22 protein-coding genes and 1 pseudogene are annotated in these 22,475 nt (G+C 40.8%); 17 read left to right on the top strand and 6 right to left on the bottom strand.

Translation table 11 applies throughout. The annotated features are described in order from the left end of the window. The first annotated feature begins 1 nt into the window (after position 1). Genes HUS61_RS10950 through HUS61_RS10935 form a run of 4 tightly spaced genes read left to right on the top strand, consistent with a single transcriptional unit; the run spans position 2 to position 2,983 of the window. Positions 2 to 625, top strand: a complete 624-nt coding sequence (locus HUS61_RS10950) for a flavin prenyltransferase UbiX (RefSeq protein ID WP_054551081.1) — start codon at positions 2 to 4, stop codon at positions 623 to 625. Beyond that, entirely contained in the window at positions 622 to 1,551 is a 930-nt protein-coding gene (locus HUS61_RS10945; protein ID WP_054551082.1) for an ABC transporter ATP-binding protein, read from the top strand. The genes HUS61_RS10950 and HUS61_RS10945 overlap by 4 nt, the downstream gene beginning before the upstream one ends. Next, positions 1,551 to 2,318, top strand: coding sequence for an ABC transporter permease (locus HUS61_RS10940; RefSeq protein ID WP_036970898.1), 768 nt, complete (start codon positions 1,551 to 1,553; stop codon positions 2,316 to 2,318). Before HUS61_RS10945 ends, HUS61_RS10940 begins: the two co-directional genes overlap by 1 nt. Continuing rightward, positions 2,318 to 2,983: a tRNA (guanosine(46)-N(7))-methyltransferase TrmB gene (locus HUS61_RS10935; protein WP_175082439.1), complete on the top strand. Its 666-nt coding sequence runs from the start codon at positions 2,318 to 2,320 to the stop codon at positions 2,981 to 2,983. The genes HUS61_RS10940 and HUS61_RS10935 overlap by 1 nt, the downstream gene beginning before the upstream one ends. Here HUS61_RS10935 and HUS61_RS10930 read toward each other — a convergent pair. Further along, a complete protein-coding gene (locus HUS61_RS10930; RefSeq protein ID WP_175082438.1) occupies positions 2,980 to 4,830 on the bottom strand; it encodes a GGDEF domain-containing protein in 1,851 nt (616 codons plus the stop codon). The two genes, HUS61_RS10935 and HUS61_RS10930, sit on opposite strands and share 4 nt — an antisense overlap. Positions 4,831 to 5,078: 248 nt before the next feature. On the opposite strand from HUS61_RS10930, the gene panP reads away from it, so the two are divergent. Next, on the top strand, positions 5,079 to 6,707 hold the full coding sequence (gene panP, locus HUS61_RS10925; RefSeq protein ID WP_175082437.1) for a pyridoxal-dependent aspartate 1-decarboxylase PanP: 1,629 nt from the start codon (positions 5,079 to 5,081) through the stop codon (positions 6,705 to 6,707). A 128-nt stretch (positions 6,708 to 6,835) separates the two neighbouring features. Here the strand turns inward: panP and argE are convergent, their stop codons facing one another. Continuing rightward, positions 6,836 to 8,002, bottom strand: a complete 1,167-nt coding sequence (gene argE / locus HUS61_RS10920) for an acetylornithine deacetylase (RefSeq protein WP_175082436.1) — start codon at positions 8,000 to 8,002, stop codon at positions 6,836 to 6,838. A gap of 221 nt (positions 8,003 to 8,223) precedes the next feature. Between argE and argC the strand changes: the two genes are divergently transcribed. The 9 genes and pseudogenes from argC (at position 8,224) to HUS61_RS10870 (ending at position 16,090) form a co-directional block, all read left to right on the top strand. Further along, positions 8,224 to 9,234: an N-acetyl-gamma-glutamyl-phosphate reductase gene (argC, locus tag HUS61_RS10915; protein WP_175082435.1), complete on the top strand. Its 1,011-nt coding sequence runs from the start codon at positions 8,224 to 8,226 to the stop codon at positions 9,232 to 9,234. Then, complete coding sequence (argB, locus tag HUS61_RS10910; protein ID WP_175082434.1) at positions 9,234 to 9,995, top strand: acetylglutamate kinase; 762 nt, start codon at positions 9,234 to 9,236, stop codon at positions 9,993 to 9,995. The genes argC and argB overlap by 1 nt, the downstream gene beginning before the upstream one ends. A gap of 7 nt (positions 9,996 to 10,002) precedes the next feature. Further along, complete coding sequence (locus HUS61_RS10905; protein WP_055198268.1) at positions 10,003 to 10,923, top strand: ornithine carbamoyltransferase; 921 nt, start codon at positions 10,003 to 10,005, stop codon at positions 10,921 to 10,923. Between the two features lie 9 nt (positions 10,924 to 10,932). Then, the gene (locus HUS61_RS10900; RefSeq protein WP_175082433.1) at positions 10,933 to 12,135 is read left to right on the top strand and encodes an argininosuccinate synthase; all 1,203 of its coding nucleotides are present in this window, start codon (positions 10,933 to 10,935) and stop codon (positions 12,133 to 12,135) included. A 53-nt stretch (positions 12,136 to 12,188) separates the two neighbouring features. Beyond that, positions 12,189 to 14,053, top strand: a pseudogene (gene argH, locus HUS61_RS10895) (argininosuccinate lyase). Positions 14,054 to 14,303: 250 nt separating this feature from the next. Beyond that, a complete protein-coding gene (locus tag HUS61_RS10885; protein WP_063527393.1) occupies positions 14,304 to 14,510 on the top strand; it encodes a hypothetical protein in 207 nt (68 codons plus the stop codon). 13 nt (positions 14,511 to 14,523) lie between these two features. Beyond that, positions 14,524 to 15,054, top strand: coding sequence for a hypothetical protein (locus HUS61_RS10880; protein WP_105174861.1), 531 nt, complete (start codon positions 14,524 to 14,526; stop codon positions 15,052 to 15,054). Positions 15,055 to 15,057: 3 nt separating this feature from the next. Beyond that, positions 15,058 to 15,564 (top strand): hypothetical protein, encoded by a 507-nt coding sequence (locus HUS61_RS10875; protein WP_175082431.1) that lies wholly within the window; start codon positions 15,058 to 15,060, stop codon positions 15,562 to 15,564. Next, positions 15,557 to 16,090, top strand: a complete 534-nt coding sequence (locus HUS61_RS10870) for a hypothetical protein (protein ID WP_175082430.1) — start codon at positions 15,557 to 15,559, stop codon at positions 16,088 to 16,090. The genes HUS61_RS10875 and HUS61_RS10870 overlap by 8 nt, the downstream gene beginning before the upstream one ends. A 10-nt stretch (positions 16,091 to 16,100) precedes the next feature. Here the strand turns inward: HUS61_RS10870 and HUS61_RS10865 are convergent, their stop codons facing one another. Continuing rightward, complete coding sequence (locus tag HUS61_RS10865; protein ID WP_175082429.1) at positions 16,101 to 17,477, bottom strand: capsule assembly Wzi family protein; 1,377 nt, start codon at positions 17,475 to 17,477, stop codon at positions 16,101 to 16,103. Then, positions 17,474 to 17,956 carry a pantetheine-phosphate adenylyltransferase gene (gene coaD, locus HUS61_RS10860; protein WP_175082428.1) on the bottom strand — a complete coding sequence of 161 codons (483 nt, stop codon included), beginning with the start codon at positions 17,954 to 17,956 and terminating at the stop codon, positions 17,474 to 17,476. The genes HUS61_RS10865 and coaD overlap by 4 nt, the downstream gene beginning before the upstream one ends. A 216-nt stretch (positions 17,957 to 18,172) precedes the next feature. On the opposite strand from coaD, the gene HUS61_RS10855 reads away from it, so the two are divergent. Both HUS61_RS10855 and thiI read left to right on the top strand, forming a co-directional pair. Then, positions 18,173 to 18,826: a TetR/AcrR family transcriptional regulator gene (locus HUS61_RS10855; protein WP_175082427.1), complete on the top strand. Its 654-nt coding sequence runs from the start codon at positions 18,173 to 18,175 to the stop codon at positions 18,824 to 18,826. A 112-nt stretch (positions 18,827 to 18,938) separates the two neighbouring features. Next, positions 18,939 to 20,396: a tRNA uracil 4-sulfurtransferase ThiI gene (gene thiI / locus HUS61_RS10850; protein WP_119852411.1), complete on the top strand. Its 1,458-nt coding sequence runs from the start codon at positions 18,939 to 18,941 to the stop codon at positions 20,394 to 20,396. Between the two features lie 91 nt (positions 20,397 to 20,487). Here the strand turns inward: thiI and HUS61_RS10845 are convergent, their stop codons facing one another. After that, a complete protein-coding gene (locus tag HUS61_RS10845) occupies positions 20,488 to 21,381 on the bottom strand; it encodes a ketopantoate reductase family protein (RefSeq protein WP_175082426.1) in 894 nt (297 codons plus the stop codon). Continuing rightward, positions 21,374 to 21,724: a VanZ family protein gene (locus HUS61_RS10840; protein ID WP_055021578.1), complete on the bottom strand. Its 351-nt coding sequence runs from the start codon at positions 21,722 to 21,724 to the stop codon at positions 21,374 to 21,376. The genes HUS61_RS10845 and HUS61_RS10840 overlap by 8 nt, the downstream gene beginning before the upstream one ends. 157 nt (positions 21,725 to 21,881) lie before the next feature. Between HUS61_RS10840 and HUS61_RS10835 the strand changes: the two genes are divergently transcribed. Next, on the top strand, positions 21,882 to 22,364 hold the full coding sequence (locus HUS61_RS10835) for a YajQ family cyclic di-GMP-binding protein (RefSeq protein ID WP_054551104.1): 483 nt from the start codon (positions 21,882 to 21,884) through the stop codon (positions 22,362 to 22,364). The last annotated feature ends 111 nt before the right edge of the window (positions 22,365 to 22,475 follow it).

Raw genomic sequence — 22,475 nt, 5'->3', positions numbered from 1 at the left:
TATGCAATTTAAAGATAAAATAACGTTAGCTTTTAGTGGTGCCTCTGGGGCTCCTTATGGCTTAAGGTTATTAGAAGTATTACTTGAACAGCAGTTTCAGGTGTATGTACTGATCTCAAGTGCGGCAAGAGTGGTCTTTGATACAGAATCGAATATCAAACTTTCAGGTAATGAAGACAAAGCGACAGAGCAGCTTAGTACACTTTTTAATGCCGCTCCTGAGCAACTAAAAGTATTTGGTAAAGACAACTGGTTTAGTCCTGTTGCATCTGGCTCAGCCGCGCCGAAAAAAATGGTGGTGTGCCCTTGTAGTGCAGGTTCAGTATCTGCAATTGCGGTCGGGGCATCAGATAACTTACTCGAACGCGCCGCTGACGTGGTTATTAAAGAGCGTGGGCAGCTGATTTTAGTCCCGCGTGAAACGCCATTTAGCGAAATCCACCTTGAAAACATGCTGAAGCTAGCACGACTAGGCGTAACTATTATGCCTGCGGCACCGGGGTTTTATCATCAACCAGAGCAGATTTCCGATTTGGTTGATTTTATGGTGGCGCGAATTTTAGATCATTTAAACATTGAACATACTTTGACGAAACGTTGGGGTTATGGAGAGGGCAAACAGTGAGCGAAAAAACGATCGCATTAAATATTGAAGGCCTAAAAAAGGTTTATAAAAATGGTGTTGAAGCCGTAAAAGGCATTGATTTACAAGTTCAGCAAGGCGACTTCTTTGCCTTACTTGGACCAAACGGGGCAGGTAAATCAACCACTATTGGTGTTATCTCATCGTTAGTGAATAAAAGTGCCGGTCGTGTCCAGGTATTTGGTCACGATATTGATACAGACCTTGAAGCTGCTAAGTCTGAACTTGGCTTAGTACCGCAAGAATTTAATTTCAGTCAGTTTGAAACACTAAATCAAATCTTAGTTAACCAAGCAGGCTATTACGGTGTACCAAGAAAGCTGGCACATGAGCGTGCTGAAAAATACTTAAAGCAGCTAGGTTTATTTGAGAAAAAAGATAAACAAGCGCGCACCCTTTCAGGTGGTATGAAACGCCGTTTAATGATTGCTCGTGCACTGATGCATGAACCTAAATTACTCATTTTAGATGAACCAACAGCGGGTGTTGATATTGAGCTACGCCGCTCTATGTGGGATTTTCTTCGCGAGATTAATAAGCAAGGTGTGACCATCATCTTGACCACCCATTATCTAGAAGAAGCTGAGCTGTTATGTAAAAACATCGCGATTATCGACAGTGGTGTGATTGTTGAAAACACCACCATTAAAGCGTTACTTGCCAAGCTTGATAAAGAAACCTTTGTACTTGATTTAAAGCAACCAGTGCAGCCAATTAGCATTGAAGGTTATAAATACACACTGACCGATGATCACACTTTAGAAGTTGAAGTGGCGAAGTCTCAGGGCTTAAACCAGGTGTTTAGTGCGCTGACTGAACAAGGTAATACTGTGCTGAGTATGCGAAATAAAGCAAACCGTTTAGAAGAGCTGTTTGTAGGGTTATTAGAACAAGGGCGAGGCGAATAATGTTTAAATATGGAGTAGCGCTAAAAAGTATTTGGATCAAAGAGTGTATTCGCTTTTTACGTATTTGGGTGCAAACCTTAGTTCCGCCGGCAATCACGATGAGCCTGTATTTTGTGATTTTTGGTAATCTGATTGGTTCTCGTATCGGTGATATGGGTGGCTTTAGTTATATGGAGTTTATTGTCCCTGGTCTGATTATGATGTCGGTGATCACCAACTCTTACTCGAATGTTGCCTCGAGTTTTTATTCGACTAAATTTCAAAAAAGCATTGAAGAGCTCTTAGTTGCACCAGTGCCAAACTACATCATTGTACTTGGCTACATGGGCGGTGGTATGACACGAGGTATGCTGGTTGGTTTAATTGTTACCTGTGTCTCTTTGCTATTTGTTGATATTCAAATTCATAATATTTTTGTGATTATGGCTACGGTTATTTTAACGTCGGCTGTATTTGCTTTAGGCGGACTTATCAATGCAATTTATGCTAATAGCTTTGATGATATTAGTATTATCCCGACCTTTATTTTAACGCCGCTGACTTATCTCGGTGGGGTGTTTTACTCTATCACCTTGTTGCCAGAATTCTGGCAAGGCGTATCGCAAGTAAACCCAATTATTTATATGGTGAATGCATTTAGATATGGGTTCTTAGGTGTGTCTGATGTCGACTTATCGGTAGCATTTGGTGTACTTGGTTTATTTATTGTGGGTTTATTTACGTTAGCATTAACCCTTATTAAACGTGGTGTGGGGCTTAGACACTAATGACGGATGCAAATTCGAGATGTATTGTATCGAATCAACCTGGCTTACATGAAAAGCTAGACGAAATAGTTTTAAAGCACTTAAGTGCTGAATTTAAAAAGCCGATTGCAGAACATACGCAAGCGGCTTTTGATCAGGTAAACGAAAAGGTGCAGGCATTTAACGGGCCTATTATTCTTGATTCCTGTTGTGGTGTGGGTGAAAGTACTGCTAACTTAGCTAAACGTCACCCTGATGCATTAGTGATTGGTATTGATAAGTCATCACATCGTTTAGATAAGCATGATATTGAATACAAGCAAACAGATGCAGGGCAGTACATTTTAGTACAAGCTGATTTAAACGATTTTTGGCGCTTAGCAGTGGCTGCAAACTGGCAACCTAGTCATCATTACCTGTTGTATCCAAATCCTTGGCCAAAAGCAAAGCACTTGCAAAGACGCTGGCACGGCGCTGCAATTTTTCCGTATATCGTTAAATTAGGCGGCCGCTTAGAGCTGAGAAGCAACTGGGATATATACGTAAAAGAGTTTGCTCGCTCATTAGAGCTTGCTGGGCATAAGTGCGATGTTGAGCTGTATGAAAGCGATACTGCAATTACTCCATTCGAACGTAAATATTGGGCCAGTGGTCAACAAAGTCACCGTTTGGTGATCAACCTTTAATGAATATAGGGGGTCGGTGGTGCAAAATGACTCCCTTGCATTAAAGTAACACCCGCACGAGCAAGCGCATCTGCTATTTGTTCGTTATCAACTTGCTCAGCAATTACATCTAACTTTAATTGCTGAGCATATTTCACCAAGTTTTCAATAAATAGATAGTTATCTGTATTGGTATGAATTTGGCTCACCAACCCTTTATCTAGCTTCAAGCCATCAATTTCTAGCTTCCTAATGTGGGGTAAGTTTGAAAAGCCCGCGCCGAATTCATTGATAATAACCTGAGCACCTTTATTTTTTAGGGTGTTAATAAAGGTTTTTACTTCACTAAAGTAAGCGATAGCATCACGCTCATAAAACTGAAAAATAATATTATGAGGCTGCGGATAGCGCCTAAGTTGTAACTCTAAAAACTCGCTTAAGCTTGGGTCGAGAATATCTTGTGCGGTAATGTTGATGCTCCAGCGCACATTGGTTTTTCTAAACTGCTCAATGCATCGAGTGAACATGGTGCGTCTTAAAAGACCGTCCATACGTGAGCGCTTTAGTACCATCATAAAGTAATCTGGCGCATGAATACGACCTGTAGCACTGGCCATTCTAGCTAGGCATTGATAATGGTCAATCTGTTTGCTTTGGTTATTATAGACTGCTTGAAAGTAAGGTACGATACGGTTGTTATCGAAGGCTTCTTTTACTTCTTTGGCAAGCGTAACATTGCTTCTAAATTTCTCTTCAACCTGCTTAAACACATTTTCATAACGTACAATACGCTGATTATTAAGCTTTGCTTGCTGCAGCGCAACATGGGCATTTTCAATCAGCATTAATTTATTACCTGTAGCAATACCTGCATACAAGCTCACGTAGATATAAGGCTCTTTCAACGCAGGAATTGCATAGTTAAAAGCATTAATAACATCATCGATATTACGCTCATCACTATGCGTTCGTAATAGCGCAATTTTATTCGTTGCTAATCGATAGACAAACCCTTCGCTAGGCATCCTTGATTGAAAATAGCTAAGCAAGTTAGCCATTACTTTGTCGCTCACTTCAGTGCCATAAAAACTGCTAATATCTTCTAACTCATTAATGGCAATAACTGCTAGCTCCATACGGTGTTTGGTGGTTTTCTTTATGTAGTATTCCAGCGCGACATGGTTAGCAAAGCCGGTGCGGGCATCTGTTGAGAGGGAGCGTTTTAGTTGTAAAAAATACAGCCCAGCAATTAGCGCAGCAATAAAGAAAAAGAAACAGCCTGTGATCATTGCACGGGTCACACTGTGCTGCAGTTGCTGATTTAAGTCACTAATGGTTATGTCGGCACCCGTTATATAGGTGTGACCATTATCATCAACGAAAGTGACAAAGATGCTTTTAAAATAGCCCCATTGATCTTTTGATACCTCAAATACCGGCTCTGTTGAAAAAAAAGCTTCTTTGTTAAGTTCTGTCGCTTCGGGGTAGGCATCTAGAAACTGTGTTACGCGGCCATTGTTTTGATCTTTTTGCGTGTAACTCGACGCACTAAAGTAGACTTTGCCGTCGCGCAGTACCATTGCGTACACATAGGCAAGCTGCATTTGTTTTGCATACTCAGATAGGGCTCGGCTTTTGTCTTTATATATTGCCGAAGAGATTGGTAAGCCCGCATTAACTATATTGTGATAGTCATCACCTAGGATATGTTTGACACTGACCGCAGCATTAAGCAGTTTGGTATCGATATTCTCCATGATCTCACTGCGCGTGGTTTCATAGGTGTAATAGATATAGCCAAATAAGCTAATAAAAAATGCGGCGAAGCCATATAGCAGCCAGCTGGTTTTTTGCATTCCTTTGGGCATAGAGGTTCCCTTTGCAGTTATCGTTTGATTATACTCAAAAAAAGCGTATCTGATAGTATAAAATGACTGCAAATTTCATTAACTGATCACTTTTTTGTCATCGAAATTAGCGCTTTTTTGCTTTATGCGAGACATTTTCGTGATATTCCAGTAAAGTTAGCCAATTTCGTAGAAACAGTGCCGCAAAAGTGCTTACCTAGATGTCCCATCATCGGGTGCATTTTTAGCTGCTAATTATGGGTATTAGGATGGATCAAAAGCGTTGTGCCGTCGCCTCTAAAGAAAGCTTGATTCGTATTTTTACGGTGCCAGAAGCACCAGACTCGACATTAAGTAAAATCGAATCTGAAATTTCTAGCAACTTAGCAGGGTTCTTAAATGAGAACATAGCTGCTATCGAAAAGCCTTTGCACGAAATTGAAAAAGACTTTCAAACGGCTACTATTCCAGAAGAGCCGACCTTTGTTTCAGACTATGCTCAAGACATTATGGAGCAGTTGGTTGCTCATTCTGTGCATACCGCTGCGCCGAGCTTTATTGGCCATATGACCTCAGCATTACCGCATTTTGTGTTACCGCTGTCTAAGTTAATGGTCGGTCTTAACCAAAACCTAGTAAAAATTGAAACTTCAAAGGCATTTACGCCTCTAGAAAGACAAGTTTTGGGCATGATGCATCACCTTGCATATGGTGAAGACGACAGCTTTTATAGTAAATGGATGCACAGTGCGAAAACGTCATTAGGCGCATTTTGTTCAGGTGGCACTGTTGCTAACATTACTGCACTATGGATTGCCCGCAACCGTTTATTAAAAGCGGATGGTGACTATAAAGGCATTGCTGCACAGGGTTTAATCGCTGGAATGCTGCATTATGGTTATAAAGGCTTAGCTGTGCTTGTTTCTGAGCGAGGCCATTACTCATTAGGCAAAACCGTTGATTTACTGGGTATTGGTCGCGATAACATTGTCGCAATTACAACCGGCGAAAATAATAAAGTCGATGTTGATGCGATGCGTAAAAAGGCTCATGAGCTTGAAGCCTCTGGCATTAAGGTAATGGCACTCGTGGGTGTTGCTGGGACGACTGAAACAGGCAGCATAGATCCACTAAATGAAATGGCTGATTTGAGCGAAGAACTTGGCTGTCATTTTCATGTCGATGCTGCTTGGGGTGGTTCAACCTTACTATCTTCAAATTACCGCCACCTTTTAAGCGGTATCGAACGCGCTGATTCAATTACTATTGATGCACATAAACAAATGTATGTACCAATGGGAGCGGGTCTGGTGTTATTTAAAGACCCTGCTGCGACGGATGCTATTGAGCATCATGCGGAATATATTCTTCGTAAAGGCTCAAAAGATTTAGGCAGTCATACCCTTGAGGGCAGCCGCCCAGGTATGGCAATGTTAGTGCATGCTTGCTTACGTGTTATTGGCCGTAAAGGCTACGAGATGCTAATTGATCGCAGTATCGTGAAAGCTCGCACTTTTGCCGACATGATCAAGCAGGATGAAGACTTTGAACTAATCTCAGAGCCTGAGCTTTGCTTATTAACCTATCGTTACGTACCAAAAGAAATCCAAGCGAAGCTTAAAGATGCTGACGAAGAAACGAAATTAGATATTTACGCTTCGTTGAATCGCTTTACTGCAAGCATGCAAAAACGTCAGCGTGAAGCGGGTCGTTCTTTTGTATCGCGTACTCGTTTAACTCCTGCAAAATATGACCATCAACCTACCGTGGTTTTTCGCGTTGTTTTAGCTAACCCATTAACCTCTAAAGCGATTCTAAAAGATATTTTAGCGGAGCAAAAAGAGCTGGCGAAAACCGACCCGGTATTTAAAAAATATTTAAGTAAGTATATGGATTAACAAAGGGAGCGTGATGCTCCCTTTAAAAGCGATTTATACTGCGTTATTGATTTTAACAATAGAACCACTATTACTTGCAATCAATGCCTTGCCTAAATCGCTTTTAATTCCAACTGAAACTCGCATCTTTAGGTGGTTTGGGTATATTCACTAAAGCAGCTTGCTTTAATCATATTACTGATAATCGCTTGCGAAGGTTTAATTTTTTCCATCGCCAAAAACTCATCTGGCTGGTGGGCTTGGTTAATTGAGCCGGGCCCCATGACGATGGTTTCACAGCCAAGCTGTTGAATAAAAGGGGCTTCTGTACAATAGTTTACAGCGACAGCTGGTTGACCTGAGACTTTTTCGGCCAGCTTTACAAGTGCTGTATCAGTGCTACCACTAAATGCTGGGATAGGTTCATGCATGTCGATAACACTCACTGCATTTGGGTATTGGGCATTAATTTCTTCAGCTGCAGTTAGCAAAATCGCTTGTAGTTCTTGCACACTTAAACCAGGTAAAGGCCGCATATCAATGTGCATTTCACAGCAACCACAAATGCGGTTGGCATTATCGCCACCATGGATATGGCCAAGGTTCAAAGTAGGGTACGGAATTTCAAAGTGCTCGACTGAATATTTATTCTTTAATTCTTCTTTGATGATTAACAATTTTGTAATCATTTTATGCATGACTTCGATGGCGTTTAAACCACGTTCAGGGTCAGAGCTATGGCCTGAGCGACCAATTACTCTAATGGCTGTACTCATATGGCCTTTATGAGTAAATACTGGTGTCATATCAGTTGGCTCACCAATAATACAGCGCGCTGGTTTTAAGTCTGGGTGGCGGCAAATTTGTTGTGCACCCGCCATTGTGGTTTCTTCATCGGCTGTGGCTAAAATTAATAGTGGCTCCGTTTGTTTAGTTTCATCGAGCTCACTAATTGCTTGCAATACAAAGGCAAAAAAGCCCTTCATATCAATACTACCTAAACCGTAAAGTTTATTGTCATGTTCGCTGAGTTTAAACGGATCGTAATTCCAGCGGCTATCATCAAATGGCACTGTGTCAGTATGACCTGCAAGCATTAAACCGCCATCTCCTTCACCACGTTTCGCTAATAAGTTGTAACGGCCTTTACCATTTTCAAGCTCTGTGATTTCACATGTAAAACCAAGGCTTTCGCACCAGTTTGCGAGCAAGGTAATAACCCCTTTATTGCTCATGCACAAAGAATCTTCAATCGCACTAATTGAAGGGGCAGCAATCAGCTGCTGATACATAGATATAAAAGAGGGTAGCGACATAAAAAAATCCAAAAATAATTATTCAATCTAATTGCATAACAATATAAAAGTATTTATGATGAATATCAATTCACTTTTTAAGCATAAATATTAGTAAAGCTGTACGATGAACACGAAACGACGATAACCTGATTTCATTACTTTAGACAGTGTTTTTATTCGCAATTGAGCGAGTAATTTTAGGCGTATCAATAAACAGATTTAATAGGTAAAAGTAAGCAATGAATGTAGTGATTATTGGCGCAAGTGGTTATAGCGGCGCAGAGCTAGCAAGTTTAGTTGCTAAGCATCCAAAACTGACCCTACAAGCATGTTATGTGTCTGAAGGGAGTTTAGATAAAGGTAAGTTATTAAGCGATTTATACCCTGAGCACCTTGGATTGTTAGAGTACCCACTAAAACCTCTAACTTCTGAAGCGTACAAAGATATCGAAAGCAATGCTGACTATGTATGCCTGTGTACAGATCACAAGGTCAGTGTTGATCTTGCTCCGCAATTTTTAGCCATGGGTAAAAAAGTATTCGACCTATCTGGTGGTTTCCGTTTAGCTGGGAATGAGGATTACCTGACTTATTACGGTTTCGCACATGAACACCCTGATCTTTTAGCACAAGCAGCATATGGTTTAGCTGAATGGAATAGCGATGCAATTAGTAAAGCAAACCTTGTAGCTGTAGCGGGTTGTTACCCAACCGCGGCTCTTAATTCTTTAAAACCACTTAAAGAAGCAGGTTTATTAGCTGATCAAGCCATTATTGTTAATGCGGTGTCAGGTGTTACAGGCGCTGGCAGAAAAGCCAGTGTTAATACGCACTTCTGCGAAGTGTCACTTGCTCCTTATGGCTTGTTTAATCACAGACATACACCTGAGATTGAGCAGCACCTTGGTCACCCTGTGTTATTCACCCCACATTTAGGTAATTTTCCTCGCGGAATTTTAGAAACTATTTATGTGCAATTAAAACCGGGTGTAACAGCAGAGCAAGTGAGCGCGGCATATCAAGTGTTAGCAAACGAGCCGTTAATTCGCTTACTTGGCAATAAAATTCCAAGCATCAAAGGTGTCGCTAAACAACCATTTGTTGATATTGCATGGCAACAAAAAGGTGAGCAACTCATCGTTATGTCAGCGATTGATAACCTTCTAAAAGGCGCAGCTGGGCAAGCATTACAGTGCATTAATTTAGCCATGGGTGAACCTCACCACACTGGTTTAGTAGGAGCGCTGTAATGAAAACTTGGATCATTAAAGTCGGTGGTGCTGTGTTAAATAGCGCAGATGCCGCAAAAGCGCTTTTTGATGTTTTAGCTTCTGAGCAACAAGATAACTTTGTCATTGTTCATGGTGGTGGTGCCTTGGTGGATGCTTGGCTTAAAGACGCCGGCTTTGTAACTGCAAAACATCAAGGTTTACGTATCAGCCCAAATGAGCAAATGCCATATATTGTTGGTGCTCTTGCCGGTTGTGCCAATAAACAATTGATTAGCCAAGCAATTAGCGCTGGCCACAAACCTGTGGGTTTAAGCCTTTATGAAGCGGGTGTACTGGTATCTGAAAAACTTAAAGTATTGGCGCAAGTAGGTCAGTGCTCAGGTAGTTGTGACAGCGTGCTACCTAGCATGCTTGAACAAGGTCGTTTACCTCTTGTGAGCTCTATTGGCTTTGGAGAAGATGGCCAATGGTACAACGTCAATGCAGATGAAGCTGCAGCGGCTATCGCTAAAGAGCTTAATGCTGAACTTATTTTTATGACAGACGTAGAAGCTGTGCTTGATGCCAATAAGCAGCCTCTACATCAACTTAATACGCAGCAAATCGAAACACTTATCCTTGAAGGAGTCATTCAGGGCGGGATGGAGGTCAAAGTAAAGACCAGCCTTCTTGCTGCCCAACATTTACGACGTGGTGTGTATATCTCAAGCTGGCTTAAGCCAGAGAACTTAGTCGCTTTATTAAAAGGCGAACATGTAGGAACGAAAATTACACCATAGGTATTTCATGTTAAAGAATTTCTTAAATGGTCTTGAGTTAGACCAAAAAGGCGCACTTAAATTACTAAATTTAGCGCAAAAAATTAAAGCAAACCCAGCTGACTTCAGCCAAGCATTAGCGGGCAAATCAGTGGTTACATTGTTTGAAAAGCCAAGTTTACGTACTCGTTTATCATTTGATATTGGTATTAATAAACTGGGTGGTCACGCGGTTTATTTAGATTCACAAAATGGTGCTATGGGCGCTCGTGAATCAGTTAAAGACTTTGCTCTTAATATCTCAACTTGGGCAGATGGCATTGTTGCTCGCGTGAATGCACACAAAACACTGACCACACTTGCTGAATATTCATCGGTGCCTGTTGTTAATAGCTTATGTGACTTATATCACCCGTGCCAAGCGCTTGCTGACTTTTTAACGCTGCAAGAAGTCCATGGCGATGTTAGTAAACTAAAGCTTGCTTACTTAGGTGAAGGTAACAACGTCACACACTCTCTAATGTTATTAGCCGCTACTTTAGGCACTGATTTTGTTGCAGTTTGTCCTAAAGGCAGTTCGCCAGATTCGCAAATTCTTAAGCAAGCAGAGCAAATTGCAGCAATGAATGGTGCGTCTGTTATGGTGAGTGACAGAATTGAGGCGGCAGTTGGCGCAAATGCAGTCTATGCTGATACCTGGGTTTCAATGGGTGATAAAACACCGCTTGAGCAAGTTAAAGCTAAATATATGCCATATCAGCTTAACCAAGCTCTACTAGAGAAAACCGGTGCGCAAACTGTACTGCATTGTCAGCCAGCGCATCGTGAGTTTGAAATTACCTCTGAGGTAATGGATGGCCCAGCATCAAAAATTATTCAACAAGCAGAGAATCGTATGCATGCGCAAAATGCTCTACTTGTCACATTATTAAATCCAAATTTTGTTTAAGGAACACCAATGAGTTCAATTAAAAAAGTCGTACTAGCCTATTCTGGTGGTCTTGATACATCGGCAATCGTGCCATGGTTAAAAGAAAACTACGGCTGTGAAGTAATCGCGTTTGTTGCTGATGTTGGCCAAGGCGCAGAAGAGCTTGAAGGCGTTGAAGAAAAAGCCATAGCTTCAGGTGCCTCAGAGTGTCATATCGTTGACTTAAAAGACGAAATGGTCAGTGACTATATTTACCCAACTTTAAAAACGGGTTCTATTTACGAAGGCACTTATTTATTAGGTACGTCTATGGCGCGTCCAATCATTGCTAAAGCGCAGGTTGAAATTGCCCGTAAAGTAGGTGCTGATGCGCTTTCACATGGTTGTACTGGTAAAGGTAACGACCAAGTACGTTTTGAATCATGTTTTGCAGCCCTTGCACCTGATTTAAAAGTGATTGCGCCGTGGCGTGAGTGGGACTTATCAAGCCGTGAATCATTACTTGATTACTTAGCTGAGCGTAATATTCCGTGTTCTGCATCAGCAACAAAAATTTATAGCCGTGATGCGAATGCTTGGCACATTTCTCACGAAGGTGGTGAGCTTGAAGATCCATGGTGCCAACCAAGTGATCAAGTATGGACTTGGACTAACTCGCCAGAGCAAGCACCTAATGAAGCAGAATATGTAACATTAAACGTTGTTGAAGGTGAAGTAGTTGCTGTAAATGGTGAATCGCTTAAACCATATGACTGTTTAGTTAAATTAAATAACATTGCTGCGCCGCATGGTGTGGGTCGTGTTGATATCGTAGAAAACCGCTTAGTGGGTATGAAGTCGCGTGGCTGTTATGAAACACCAGGGGGCACTGTGATCATGGCTGCTCTTCAAGCGATTGACGAGCTAGTGCTAGATAAATCAAGCCGTAAATGGAAAGAAGTACTTGGTGGCGAGTTCTCTCACTTAGTCTATGACGGTCGTTGGTTTACGCCATTAAAAGACTCGATTCTTGCAGGTGCCGAATCACTGTCTAAGTTAGCAACGGGTGAAGTAGTGCTTAAGCTTTATAAAGGCCAAGTCACTGCGGTACAGAAAAAATCACCGAATAGCTTATACAGCGAAGATTTCGCAACCTTCGGCGAAGATGATGTATATGACCAATCACATGCAGAAGGCTTCATTCGTTTATTCTCGCTTTCAAGCAGAATCTCAGCACTAACGAAAAAGTAATTTAATTATTGCCCTGCACTAGCAGGGCAATAGCCGAATTTGGAGACAGTTCAATGGCACTATGGGGCGGACGTTTTTCTACGGGTCCAGATGAAGCGTTTAAACAATTCAACGATTCACTTCCTTTTGATTATCAACTTGCAGAGCAAGACATTATTGGTTCAGTTGCTTGGGCTGGGGCGTTAAAACAAGTCAACGTTCTAAACCAGCAAGAATACGATGACCTCGTTGCAGCACTTAATAAGCTGTTAGATGAAGTTAAAGCAAACCCACAAGCAGTGGCTGTAGCTGGGCATGAAGATATTCATTCTTATGTTGAATCAGCACTAATTGATAAAGTGGGCGACCTTGCTAAAAAGTTACACACTGGTCGTAGTCGTAATGACCAAGTTGCAACCGATTTCCGCTTATGGTGTCGTGATACAGCTGAGCATATTCTTGAAGCAATCGCAGAGCTTAAAGGTGAATTTATTGCCTTAGCTGAGCGTGAGCTTGGCACTATTTTACCGGGTTACACACACTTACAGCGCGCACAACCTGTGTTATTTAGTCATTGGTGTATGGCCTATGTTGAAATGCTTGAACGTGATGAAAGCCGTTTAAGTGATGCCAAAAACCGTATGAATTATTGCCCACTTGGTAGCGGTGCATTAGCCGGGACTGCGTACCCAATTGATAGGCAAACTCTTGCCGAAGGGTTAGGTTTTACCGGTGCTACACGCAATAGCCTTGATGCCGTATCTGACCGTGATTTTGTAGTTGAGCTATTAAGCTGTGCATCGATTTCGATGATCCACTTGTCGCGCATGGCTGAAGATTTAATTTTCTATAACTCGGGTGAAGCGGGCTTTATTGAGCTTTCTGATGGGGTAACATCAGGCTCTTCACTAATGCCACAAAAGAAAAACCCAGATGCACTAGAGTTAATTCGTGGTAAAACGGGCCGTGTTTTTGGCGCATTCAGTGCCATGATGATGACACTTAAAGCGCTACCACTTGCTTACAATAAAGATATGCAAGAGGACAAAGAAGGCTTATTTGATGCGATGCCAACTTGGCTGGCATGTATTCATATGGCGCAAGCGTGTATCAAAGGCATTAAAGTTAATGCAGATAAAACATTAGCAGCTGCAAAAGGTGGTCACTCAAATGCGACTGAACTTGCTGACTATTTAGTGGCTAAAGGTATTCCATTTAGAGAAGGTCACCACATTGTTGGTACGCTCGTGCAAATGGCTATTGCACAAGGGAGTAACTTAGAAGATTTAAGTTTAGAGCAATTTAAGTCAGTGCATAGCATTTTCGAATCAGATGTATATCCTGTATTAGAAATAGACGCCTGTATTAAAGCAAGACAAGCGCAGGGTGGTACCTCTGTTGAGCAAGTAACAAGTGCTATCAAATACGCAAAAAAAAACAGCAAATAGCGGTACGTGACGCAACTTTAAATGATGTTGAGTCCATCGCTAAGCTAATTCAGCATTGGGCTACCGTAGGTGAAAACCTACCACGAGCTAAAAGCGACATGATTCACTCAATTAATGAGTTTGCTGTCACTGAAGTTGAAAACCAAGTTGCAGGCTGTGCCTCGTTGTATATTTACGACACTGGTCTTGCTGAAATTCGCTCGCTCGGGGTGGACCCCGAATCACGAATTGCCGGGCAGGGGCGTCAACTTGTTGAACATCTGCTAAAAAAAGCCAAAAGCTTGGCGCTTAGTCGGGTAATTGTCCTGACCAGAGTGCCAGAGTTTTTTGCAAGCCAAGGTTTTAGCTTTTGTAGCAAAGACAGTTTGCCAGAAAAAGTGATCAAAGATTGTGAGCTTTGCCTTCGTAAAGAGAACTGCGATGAAGTGGCAATGGAATATATTTTAAAGCCAAGTAATAGCGCGGTGATCCCGTGTAAACACGTGGCTTAAATTCCCTGGATGAGAAAAACGCACGGTTACCCCTGTGCGTTTTTTTATGCCTGAAATTAGATTTGCTGACTTTTATGATCAAAAAGATCAAAATTTATAAAAGTTGGATCGTTAATTGCTTTTATTATCAGCGCGGTGGCAACGTCGCGATGAAGTATAAAAAAGCGTCAAAAATATGAGAACGCTTAACTCAGCTTACAAGCTATTGTAAGCTGTACTGAAAAAACTATTAACTTAAAGGAATTAACTTATGCAAATTTCAAACAATAGCCAATTGCAAATGCAAGCATACAGCCAAATGCAACAAACAAAGCCTGCTTTGGAACAAACTACTAGTAATAAAACCCTGCAATCTGATACAGTAACTTTATCAAGTGAAGCGCTGTCTTTATCAGGTGGTGCAGAGATTCAACGTGGCGGTGGTATCATCATTGATCCAGATAAGAGACCACAATAAAAATGGATAGTCGATGTTTTTGACAGATCATTTCGGTTTATCATTAGGAGCCCTAGTGGTTTGGGGCTTCATGATGGCTTTTTTCTTTAATATCTTTTTATATACAGCTACTCCGAAGAAAAATCTCATTTTATTATTTTCTTCTTTCATAATGTTTGTATCTTACTTTTCAAGTGATTCTTTCTTTTCTTGGTTCTCGACAACTGAAACATACCTCCACTGGGCTGTTTGGGATTTAGTCACCCTCTCTTTGATTCTCTTTTTTGCTAAGTTTGTAAAAGATCATAAACCAACTGCATTTTATTATGTTTCTGCAGGGCTGTTGGTCAATACAGTATTGTTTCTTGCTATCTACTATGACATCTATATCAAATACACAAAAGAGCCTTGGCTTCTTTGGGATATATACTCTTTTGGTGTAAACATCGCAGATTTTGTGATGATAGTAGCACTAATTGTCGATAGAGATTTCTTAGGTTTAGTCAAACTTAAGTCATACCTTTCAAGCTTATTTAAACAGAAAGTTGCCCACCCTCAAGCTTAAATTATGTATATAGATGCTTTTTTGGGGGACTTATTAGGGGCCTTCATAGAGTGGGGTTTTTTGATGGCCTTCTTATTTAACTTAGCTATTAATATCAATAAAACAGATAGCCGAGTTCTTGCTTTATCTTTTATTATGATGGTTTCATACTTCATTAGTGGCTTTGTTAAGCTTTCCATCTATAGCTATTTGAATTGGTTGTATTTTGACTTATTAACGATTTTTGTAATCTTGGCTTGGATGTATTTTGCTAAGGTAGCTAACTTTTATGGAACAACATATATCCTCTTCGGACTTACTCTAAATTCCATCCTAATGTTATCGATATACATCGATATTTTTATATACGAAAACAAATCTGAATGGTTTCTTTGGACGTTGTACTCATTTGGCGTAAACACTGTAGATGTCACTATGATTCTCGTGTTGCTTTTTAATAAGGATTTTCTAAAGCTTCATCGTGTTGTATGCATGAATTTTTCAAAAGAAAAGGTGAAAAGCTTTGGCTGAGTTTCATAAGTATGTAAGTGCTTATCTAGCAACATTTATTATGTGGGGATTTCTGATGGCTTTCCTATATAACATGGTTAGTAAATCAATAGTTCCCAATGGTGATAAAACTTTAATGTGGATTTCGCTAACAATGTTTTTGTCTTATTTAGCCTCAGATCCACTAACTTCAGCTACTTTCCAGATAGAGTCGATGAGTTATGCAACTGCCTATGTAGTTTGGACAGCTCTAGATCTCACCTGTATTGGTGCAATACTGCTGATATCTAAAGGTAAATCGATCGATAGTTACCCTGCAAAACTCTATGTATTATTAGGTTTATTAATTAACAGCTCTCTTTTTATCAGTATGTATATAGATATTAATATACTTGAGAATACCGAAGAGTGGTGGTTATGGGGCTTTTATACGGTTACTGTCAATATTATGGATGCAATGATGCTCATCGCACTTTTCAGTAATAAAGACTTTTTAGGGCTTGTGAAGCTTTATAGGCGAGTTCGAGGCCAAGCTGAACCAGCTTGACCTCAATTAATTAAAAACGGTATTCCCAACTGGTTCTAAGGGCTGTGTTTGTTTCTGACTCATCACCAATTTCATCCTTTGAAATAAGCCCCGTCACTTTCCACAGACCATTAAACACAGATTGTTGATAACCGAGTTCTAGCTGCAGCTGATTCATATCTGATGTGAGTTCAGTGTGCGTGGTTTCGCTTTCAATCCAACGAAGCTTAGCATGGCCACCATAACCGTTTAGAGTGTGGTAATAGGCGCCAAGGATAGCCGATTTACTTTGTAGTGGTGTTGAGCTGCCAATTAAGCGCGAGCGTTGTGTATAGCTACCAGAGCCATATACGCAATCGCTAATTTGCTCACAAGTTTGTTCTATATTTGAGTATTCAAAGTAGCTTTTTAATAGGCTCTCTTTCGAGCCAAAATAGCTTTCAACACCTAGCGTATATAATGCCTCGCTCGGTGCTAAGCCACTTTCATTTCGACCCATTACCTCTGCATAAAAAGCGATAGGTTGAGCCGCTAAAGTGGTTGAGTACTTAACATCTAAGCTAGTTAAACGGTGTGTTGATTCATTGCTTTCGAGTGTAACAGGGTCAATTTCTAGGTTAGTTAAATAATCAGAACCTGCACTGTTAATTGCTATTTCAAGGCCTGTTAATGGGGTGCTTGCAAATCGGAGCGCCCAAAAGTCACCGTCATCTGAGCTATTTAGATATGGTTTTTGTTTGGCGTAAATACCTGTTAACTGCCAGTTACCGATAAACGACAACCAACTTGGGCCTACATATTGTGTATTTGCTCTGGTAAAGCGCACGCCTTTCATTGGCGCCGCATTATTTGATAGTAGTAGGGCGTTATCGTTACTTGGCCCCCACCAATGGCTTACTTGCTCCGCACTAAGTGACCAATTACCCAGGAGTACGGCTAAATAGCTATCTTGGTAAGTAACATGCTGCTTATCAAGGGCGTCATCGGCGTAATTTACACTGACTTTAGCGCTAACACGCTTCCCTGTGATTGAACCATAACTATTTACACCGCTTTCTTGCTGGTGGCGTTTACCAAAACCTTGCTGAGCGAGAGGTTCGCTGTTGTAGTTTAGGCGAATACCTGAGCTGCTTTTTTGTTTAGCATTATCAAGGGCATGCTTAACATGCTGGTAGGCAAATAAGCTTCGCTCATCTAGTTGGCTGGTATTGGCAACGTCTAGGTCGCGTGCGATACCTTGCCACATTAATGGGTAGCTATTAATAGGCTGTTTAATAATGCCTTGGTTAAATAGCATTTCGATTGAAGCGCGAAGTAAAGGGTCGTCACTTTCTATCCATGGCCCAGCAACACTTGGTGCAGAGATCATTAGTAATGCAGTTAAGCTAATGAACTTTTTTAATTTCATCCGTGAATTTTATCCTGTAAGGCTTTGGCTACAATAGGGTCAACAAACTCGCTCACATCGCCATTGTGGCGTGCGACTTCTTTGACGAGAGTTGATGAAATAAATGAGTTTTTTTCTGCCGGTGTTAAAAATACACTTTCTAGATCAGGGTTTAGGCGACGATTCATATTCGCTAACTGAAATTCATAGTCGAAGTCAGACACCGCACGAATACCACGAATAAGCACTTCGGCATTATGGTCGCGAGCTAAATCAGCTAATAAGCCTGAAAAACCAATTACATTCACGTTATCAAGATGCGCCAAAATTTTATTAGCAAGCTCAACGCGCTCTTCAAGGGTAAAGCAGGGCTGTTTACTAGGATTATGCGCAATGGCAACAATCACTTTATCGAACATTTTTGCCGCGCGATGAATTAAGTCTGTATGGCCATTTGTAAGTGGGTCGAAAGTGCCCGGATAGATTGCAGTAACGTTCATAACATTCAGCGATTTATAAATTTGCTTGCTATATTAACAGTGTTTTCTCGACGATGCAGCTTCGAAAATACGCGTATCGGATTAGAATCCTTCACCTATATAAGGTACTAAACCGATTGAGGTTAATATTTTTCAAGGTAGTATTTAATTGCTGCGCATTTGTTTATACTGCTCGGCTGGGGACCGTAATAATCATAAAAACAGAGTAAATAAGCTATGAGCACAAAGGACAAAATCATACACACCAGCATCGAGTTATTTAATCGCCATGGTGAGCGTGCCATAACAACTAACCATATTGCTTCGCATATGGGGATAAGCCCAGGTAACTTGTATTATCACTTTAAAAATAAAGAAGATATTATTCGCCACATATTTGCTTTGTATAGCGATCATTTACACACTCACTTTAAGCCATTGACTCCCGGTGACGACGCACTAGAAAACCTAGCGGGCTATCTTGATTCGCTATTTGAACTTATGTGGCGTTTTCAGTTTTTCTACGACAACTTAGGCGATATTTTATCTCGTGATGAAGAGCTGAAAAAAGGCTACATTGCGTTTCAAGCTGAGCTTTTAGAGCAAGTGAAAGATGTGCTATTTGCATTGCGTGAAGGCGGTATCATTTGCATTGAAGACGAAGATGTCACAGAACTTGCGCATATGCTAAAAATGACCGTGAGCTTTTGGACGCCTTATATCAAAGCTCGTCGCTTAAGTGGCGAACTTGCCAGAGCAGATATTTATAACGGTATTTTAAAGGTATTGCTGCTATTAAAAGCCCACTGTACCGAGCAACACTTAGAACAAGTAAATCAATTAAGGGCAAAGTATTTAGCCCTTGCTGAAACAGAGCAAAACGACCACTAATCCTACAAAGCAGTTTATTTCCTAGACGCTATAATTTTTGTTATAATCGCGCGCCCTTGAGGTTGCTAAACCTTAGGGCGTGTGAAATCCACAGTCTAAGAGTGAACGAACTATGCTTAAATTTATCGTCAAATTACACCCTGAAATCGCGATCAAGAGTAAATCTGTTCGTAAGCGTTTTACCAAGTTATTAGAAAATAACATTAAGATCGTTTTGCGTCGTGTTGACGAAAAAGTTCAGGTAAGAAACAACTGGGATAATATCTCTGTTGTTAGCTTACTCGACTCTGAGCAAGTTCGTTTAGATATTATCGATGGCTTAAAGCGCATCCCAGGTATCGTACAGTTTATTGAAGTTACAGAAACAGACTTCGATTCAATCGACGATATTTATCAAAAAGCACTTGAGCTAATTGGCCATACGATTGCAGGTAAAACATTCTGTGTACGTTGTAAACGTTCTGGTAAGCATGACTTTACATCGAGCGACGTAGAGCGCTACGTAGGTGGTGGTTTAAACCAACATGTTGAAGGTGCGCGCGTTAAATTGTCTCACCCTGAAGTAACAGTACGTTTAGAAGTGCGTGATGATAAAGCATATATCGTTACTCAAACTCACTTAGGTATGGCGGGCTTCCCGTTACCAACACAAGAAGATGTATTATCGCTTATGTCGGGCGGTTTTGACTCTGGTGTTGCCAGCTATCAAATGATCCGTAAAGGTGCACGTACTCACTTCTTATTCTTTAACTTAGGTGGGGCTGCGCACGAAATCGGTGTTAAGCAGGCGAGTTATTATATCTGGAAACAGTTCAGCTCTACTCACAAAGTGAAGTTCGTTACTGTTGATTTTGAACCTGTTGTTGCTGAGATTTTAGAGAACGTTGAAAACAGCCAAATGGGTGTTGTACTTAAGCGTATGATGATGCGTGCCGGTAGCCAAGTTGCAGAAAAACTAGGTGTACAAGCGTTAGTAACTGGCGAAAGTATTGGTCAGGTATCAAGTCAAACACTGGCTAATCTAAGTGTAATTGACCGTGTGACGGAAACTTTAATCATTCGCCCATTAATCCAACACGATAAGCAAGATATTATTGATATTGCGCGTAAAATTGGTACGGCTGAGATGGCAGAAAGTATGCCTGAATACTGTGGTGTAATTTCTAAAAAGCCAACGGTTAAAGCTAAAATCAAAACCATTCTTGCCGAAGAAGCTAAGTTTGATTTCGACGTGCTAAATACAGTTGTTGAAAATGCACGTGTGATGGATATTCGCGATATCGACACCGAAGCTAAGCAAGAAGTGAAAGAAGCAGAGTCTGTATCTGATTTACCTGAAGGAGCGGTTGTTGTTGATATTCGCTCACCTGAAGAAGAAGACGCAAACCCACTAGAGCTTGAAGGTATTGAAGTTGTACATTTACCTTTCTTCCGTTTAGCGACTAAATTTGGTGACTTACCAAAAGATAAAGAATATTACTTATATTGTGCTAAAGGTGTGATGAGCCAGCTACAAGCACTGATCCTTCACGAAGAAGGCTTTAGCAACGTAAAAGTGTATCGCCCATAAGGGATAGTGAGAAAAGCGCGACATGTTCGCGCTTTTTTAATGCCTGAAATCATTACGAGAAACTTTACTCTTTCCCCTTTCCCCTTGTAGCTTAACTTTTTATTTTTATCATGCTTAGCATTGCTTGATTATAGGGAGTTTTTATCCCTAACTTAGCACCTTGCTCACACACATAGCCACAAATCGCATCAATTTCAGATTCTCGATTATGGCTGATGTCTTGTTGCATAGAAGAAAAGTTTTCAGCGGTGGCTGTCATCACAGAATAGGCTTGGTCCAACGCCTCGCTGAGTTTTACATCAACACCTTGTTTATTGGCTACCAAACACGCCTCACTAAGTAAATTAATAATGCGCGTGCTAAATTGTGGCGCGCGTAACTGGCCATTTTTAACGTTATGAATTGCCGTTAAGGGATTAATGGCAATGTTCACTAGTAGTTTTTGCCAGCGCAGTGAGTGAATATCATCGCTCACAGAAAAATGCGGTAAGTAACTAAACTGCTGCTTAAGCTCGTTGAGCCTTTCGCTTGCAGCCGCATTACATGCGCCTAGCACACTTTCACCATTTCCTGTGTGGTTTACGCTATAAGGTGTTGTTTTAAAACCAGCTAGACGCGTTGTTAAAAACGCTAATCCTTGCGTTTTTAAAAGCAGGGCATTGAGCTCATCGACATTCCCCATGCCGTTGTGAGAAAGAACGATTTGGCATGTTTTACTGAGGTAAGGTTTTACTTGTCCAAAGGCAGTTTGCACCTGAAATGCTTTAACTGTGATTAACACCAAGTCAAAGGGGGCGGATTGACTTAGCTCTTTGTGGTGAATAAGGCGAGCTTTAATTGGGTGTGATTTACCATTACTCGCTTGATAAAAACGCGTGGTCAGGGTCGGTTTACGGGTCAGCAATGTAATGTCATGTTGTGCAGATAAAAAATGGCTAAACAACAAGCCAATTGCACCGTCGCCAACAATTAAAATGTTAGCCATTACGTTGTTTACTACCTAAATGAAACCCAAGTTTTATGATAAAGTAGCTAACTGCACCGATAAAATCAGCGACAAAATCCCCAACCGAAGCTTGACGGTAAGGCAGCATATCTTGCATAAACTCTATGGCTGCACCATATCCGGCTAACAGTAAAATTTGCACCATAAGTGGCAATTTAAAGGCTTTGTCCATCACCATGGCCAGTACAAAGAAAATACCAAAATGCGCCACTTTATCTACGTGTGGAAAGAGGTTGCTCACCCCTTTAATTTCTTTGGCAAACAAAATCGTAAAGCCAATAATGCTGGCTAAAAAGATAACTTGGTAAACACGCCTTGTCACAATAAACCCTAAAAATGCCGAAATTGAATGGCCAGTATATCAAACAATTTTTGCATCGCACCTGAACAAATCGGATAAAAATAGAAAGAATCGACAAATAAGCGTTATAATTGCCAACCATAAATGAATTTAAAAAAGACTATGTTAGGAGAACCCCATGCCTTCATTTGATATTGTTTCTGAAGTAGAAATGAACGAAGCGCAGAATGCAGTAGATAATGCAAAGCGTGAACTAGAGACGCGTTTTGATTTTCGTGGTGTTGATGCATCAATCGAACTAAGTGACAAAGTAATCAAGTTAAAAGCAGAAGCACCACAACAAGTTATGCAACTTTTTGACATTCTTGCTGCGAAAATTTCAAAGCGTGGCTTAGATGTATCTAGCCTTGAGCTTAAAGATGAGTCGCGTAGCGGTAAATACGTAATGCGTGACGTTGCTCTTAAGCAAGGTATCGAAAAAGACGTAGCGAAGAAAATCGTTAAGTTAATCAAAGACTCAAAGATCAAAGTACAAGCCGCGATTCAAGGTGAAGAATTACGTGTAACTGGTAAAAAACGTGATGATTTACAAGAAGCAATGCAAGTTGTTCGTACTGCTGATTTAGGTCAACCATTCCAGTTCAAAAACTTCCGCGATTAATACACTGTGTTTATAGCTTTAAGCTGTCAGTTTTAAGCTATAAGCCTGCAAGTTTCTGAACTTTACAAGGAGCGTATTTTGAGACGAATATTAGGTTACAGAGAAAAAGAT

This window comes from Pseudoalteromonas sp. 0802 (genome assembly GCF_013350085.1).
Classification (GTDB): domain Bacteria; phylum Pseudomonadota; class Gammaproteobacteria; order Enterobacterales; family Alteromonadaceae; genus Pseudoalteromonas.
The sequence above is the reverse complement of the archived record's forward strand: the minus strand, read 5'-3'. Positions and strand labels throughout refer to the sequence as shown.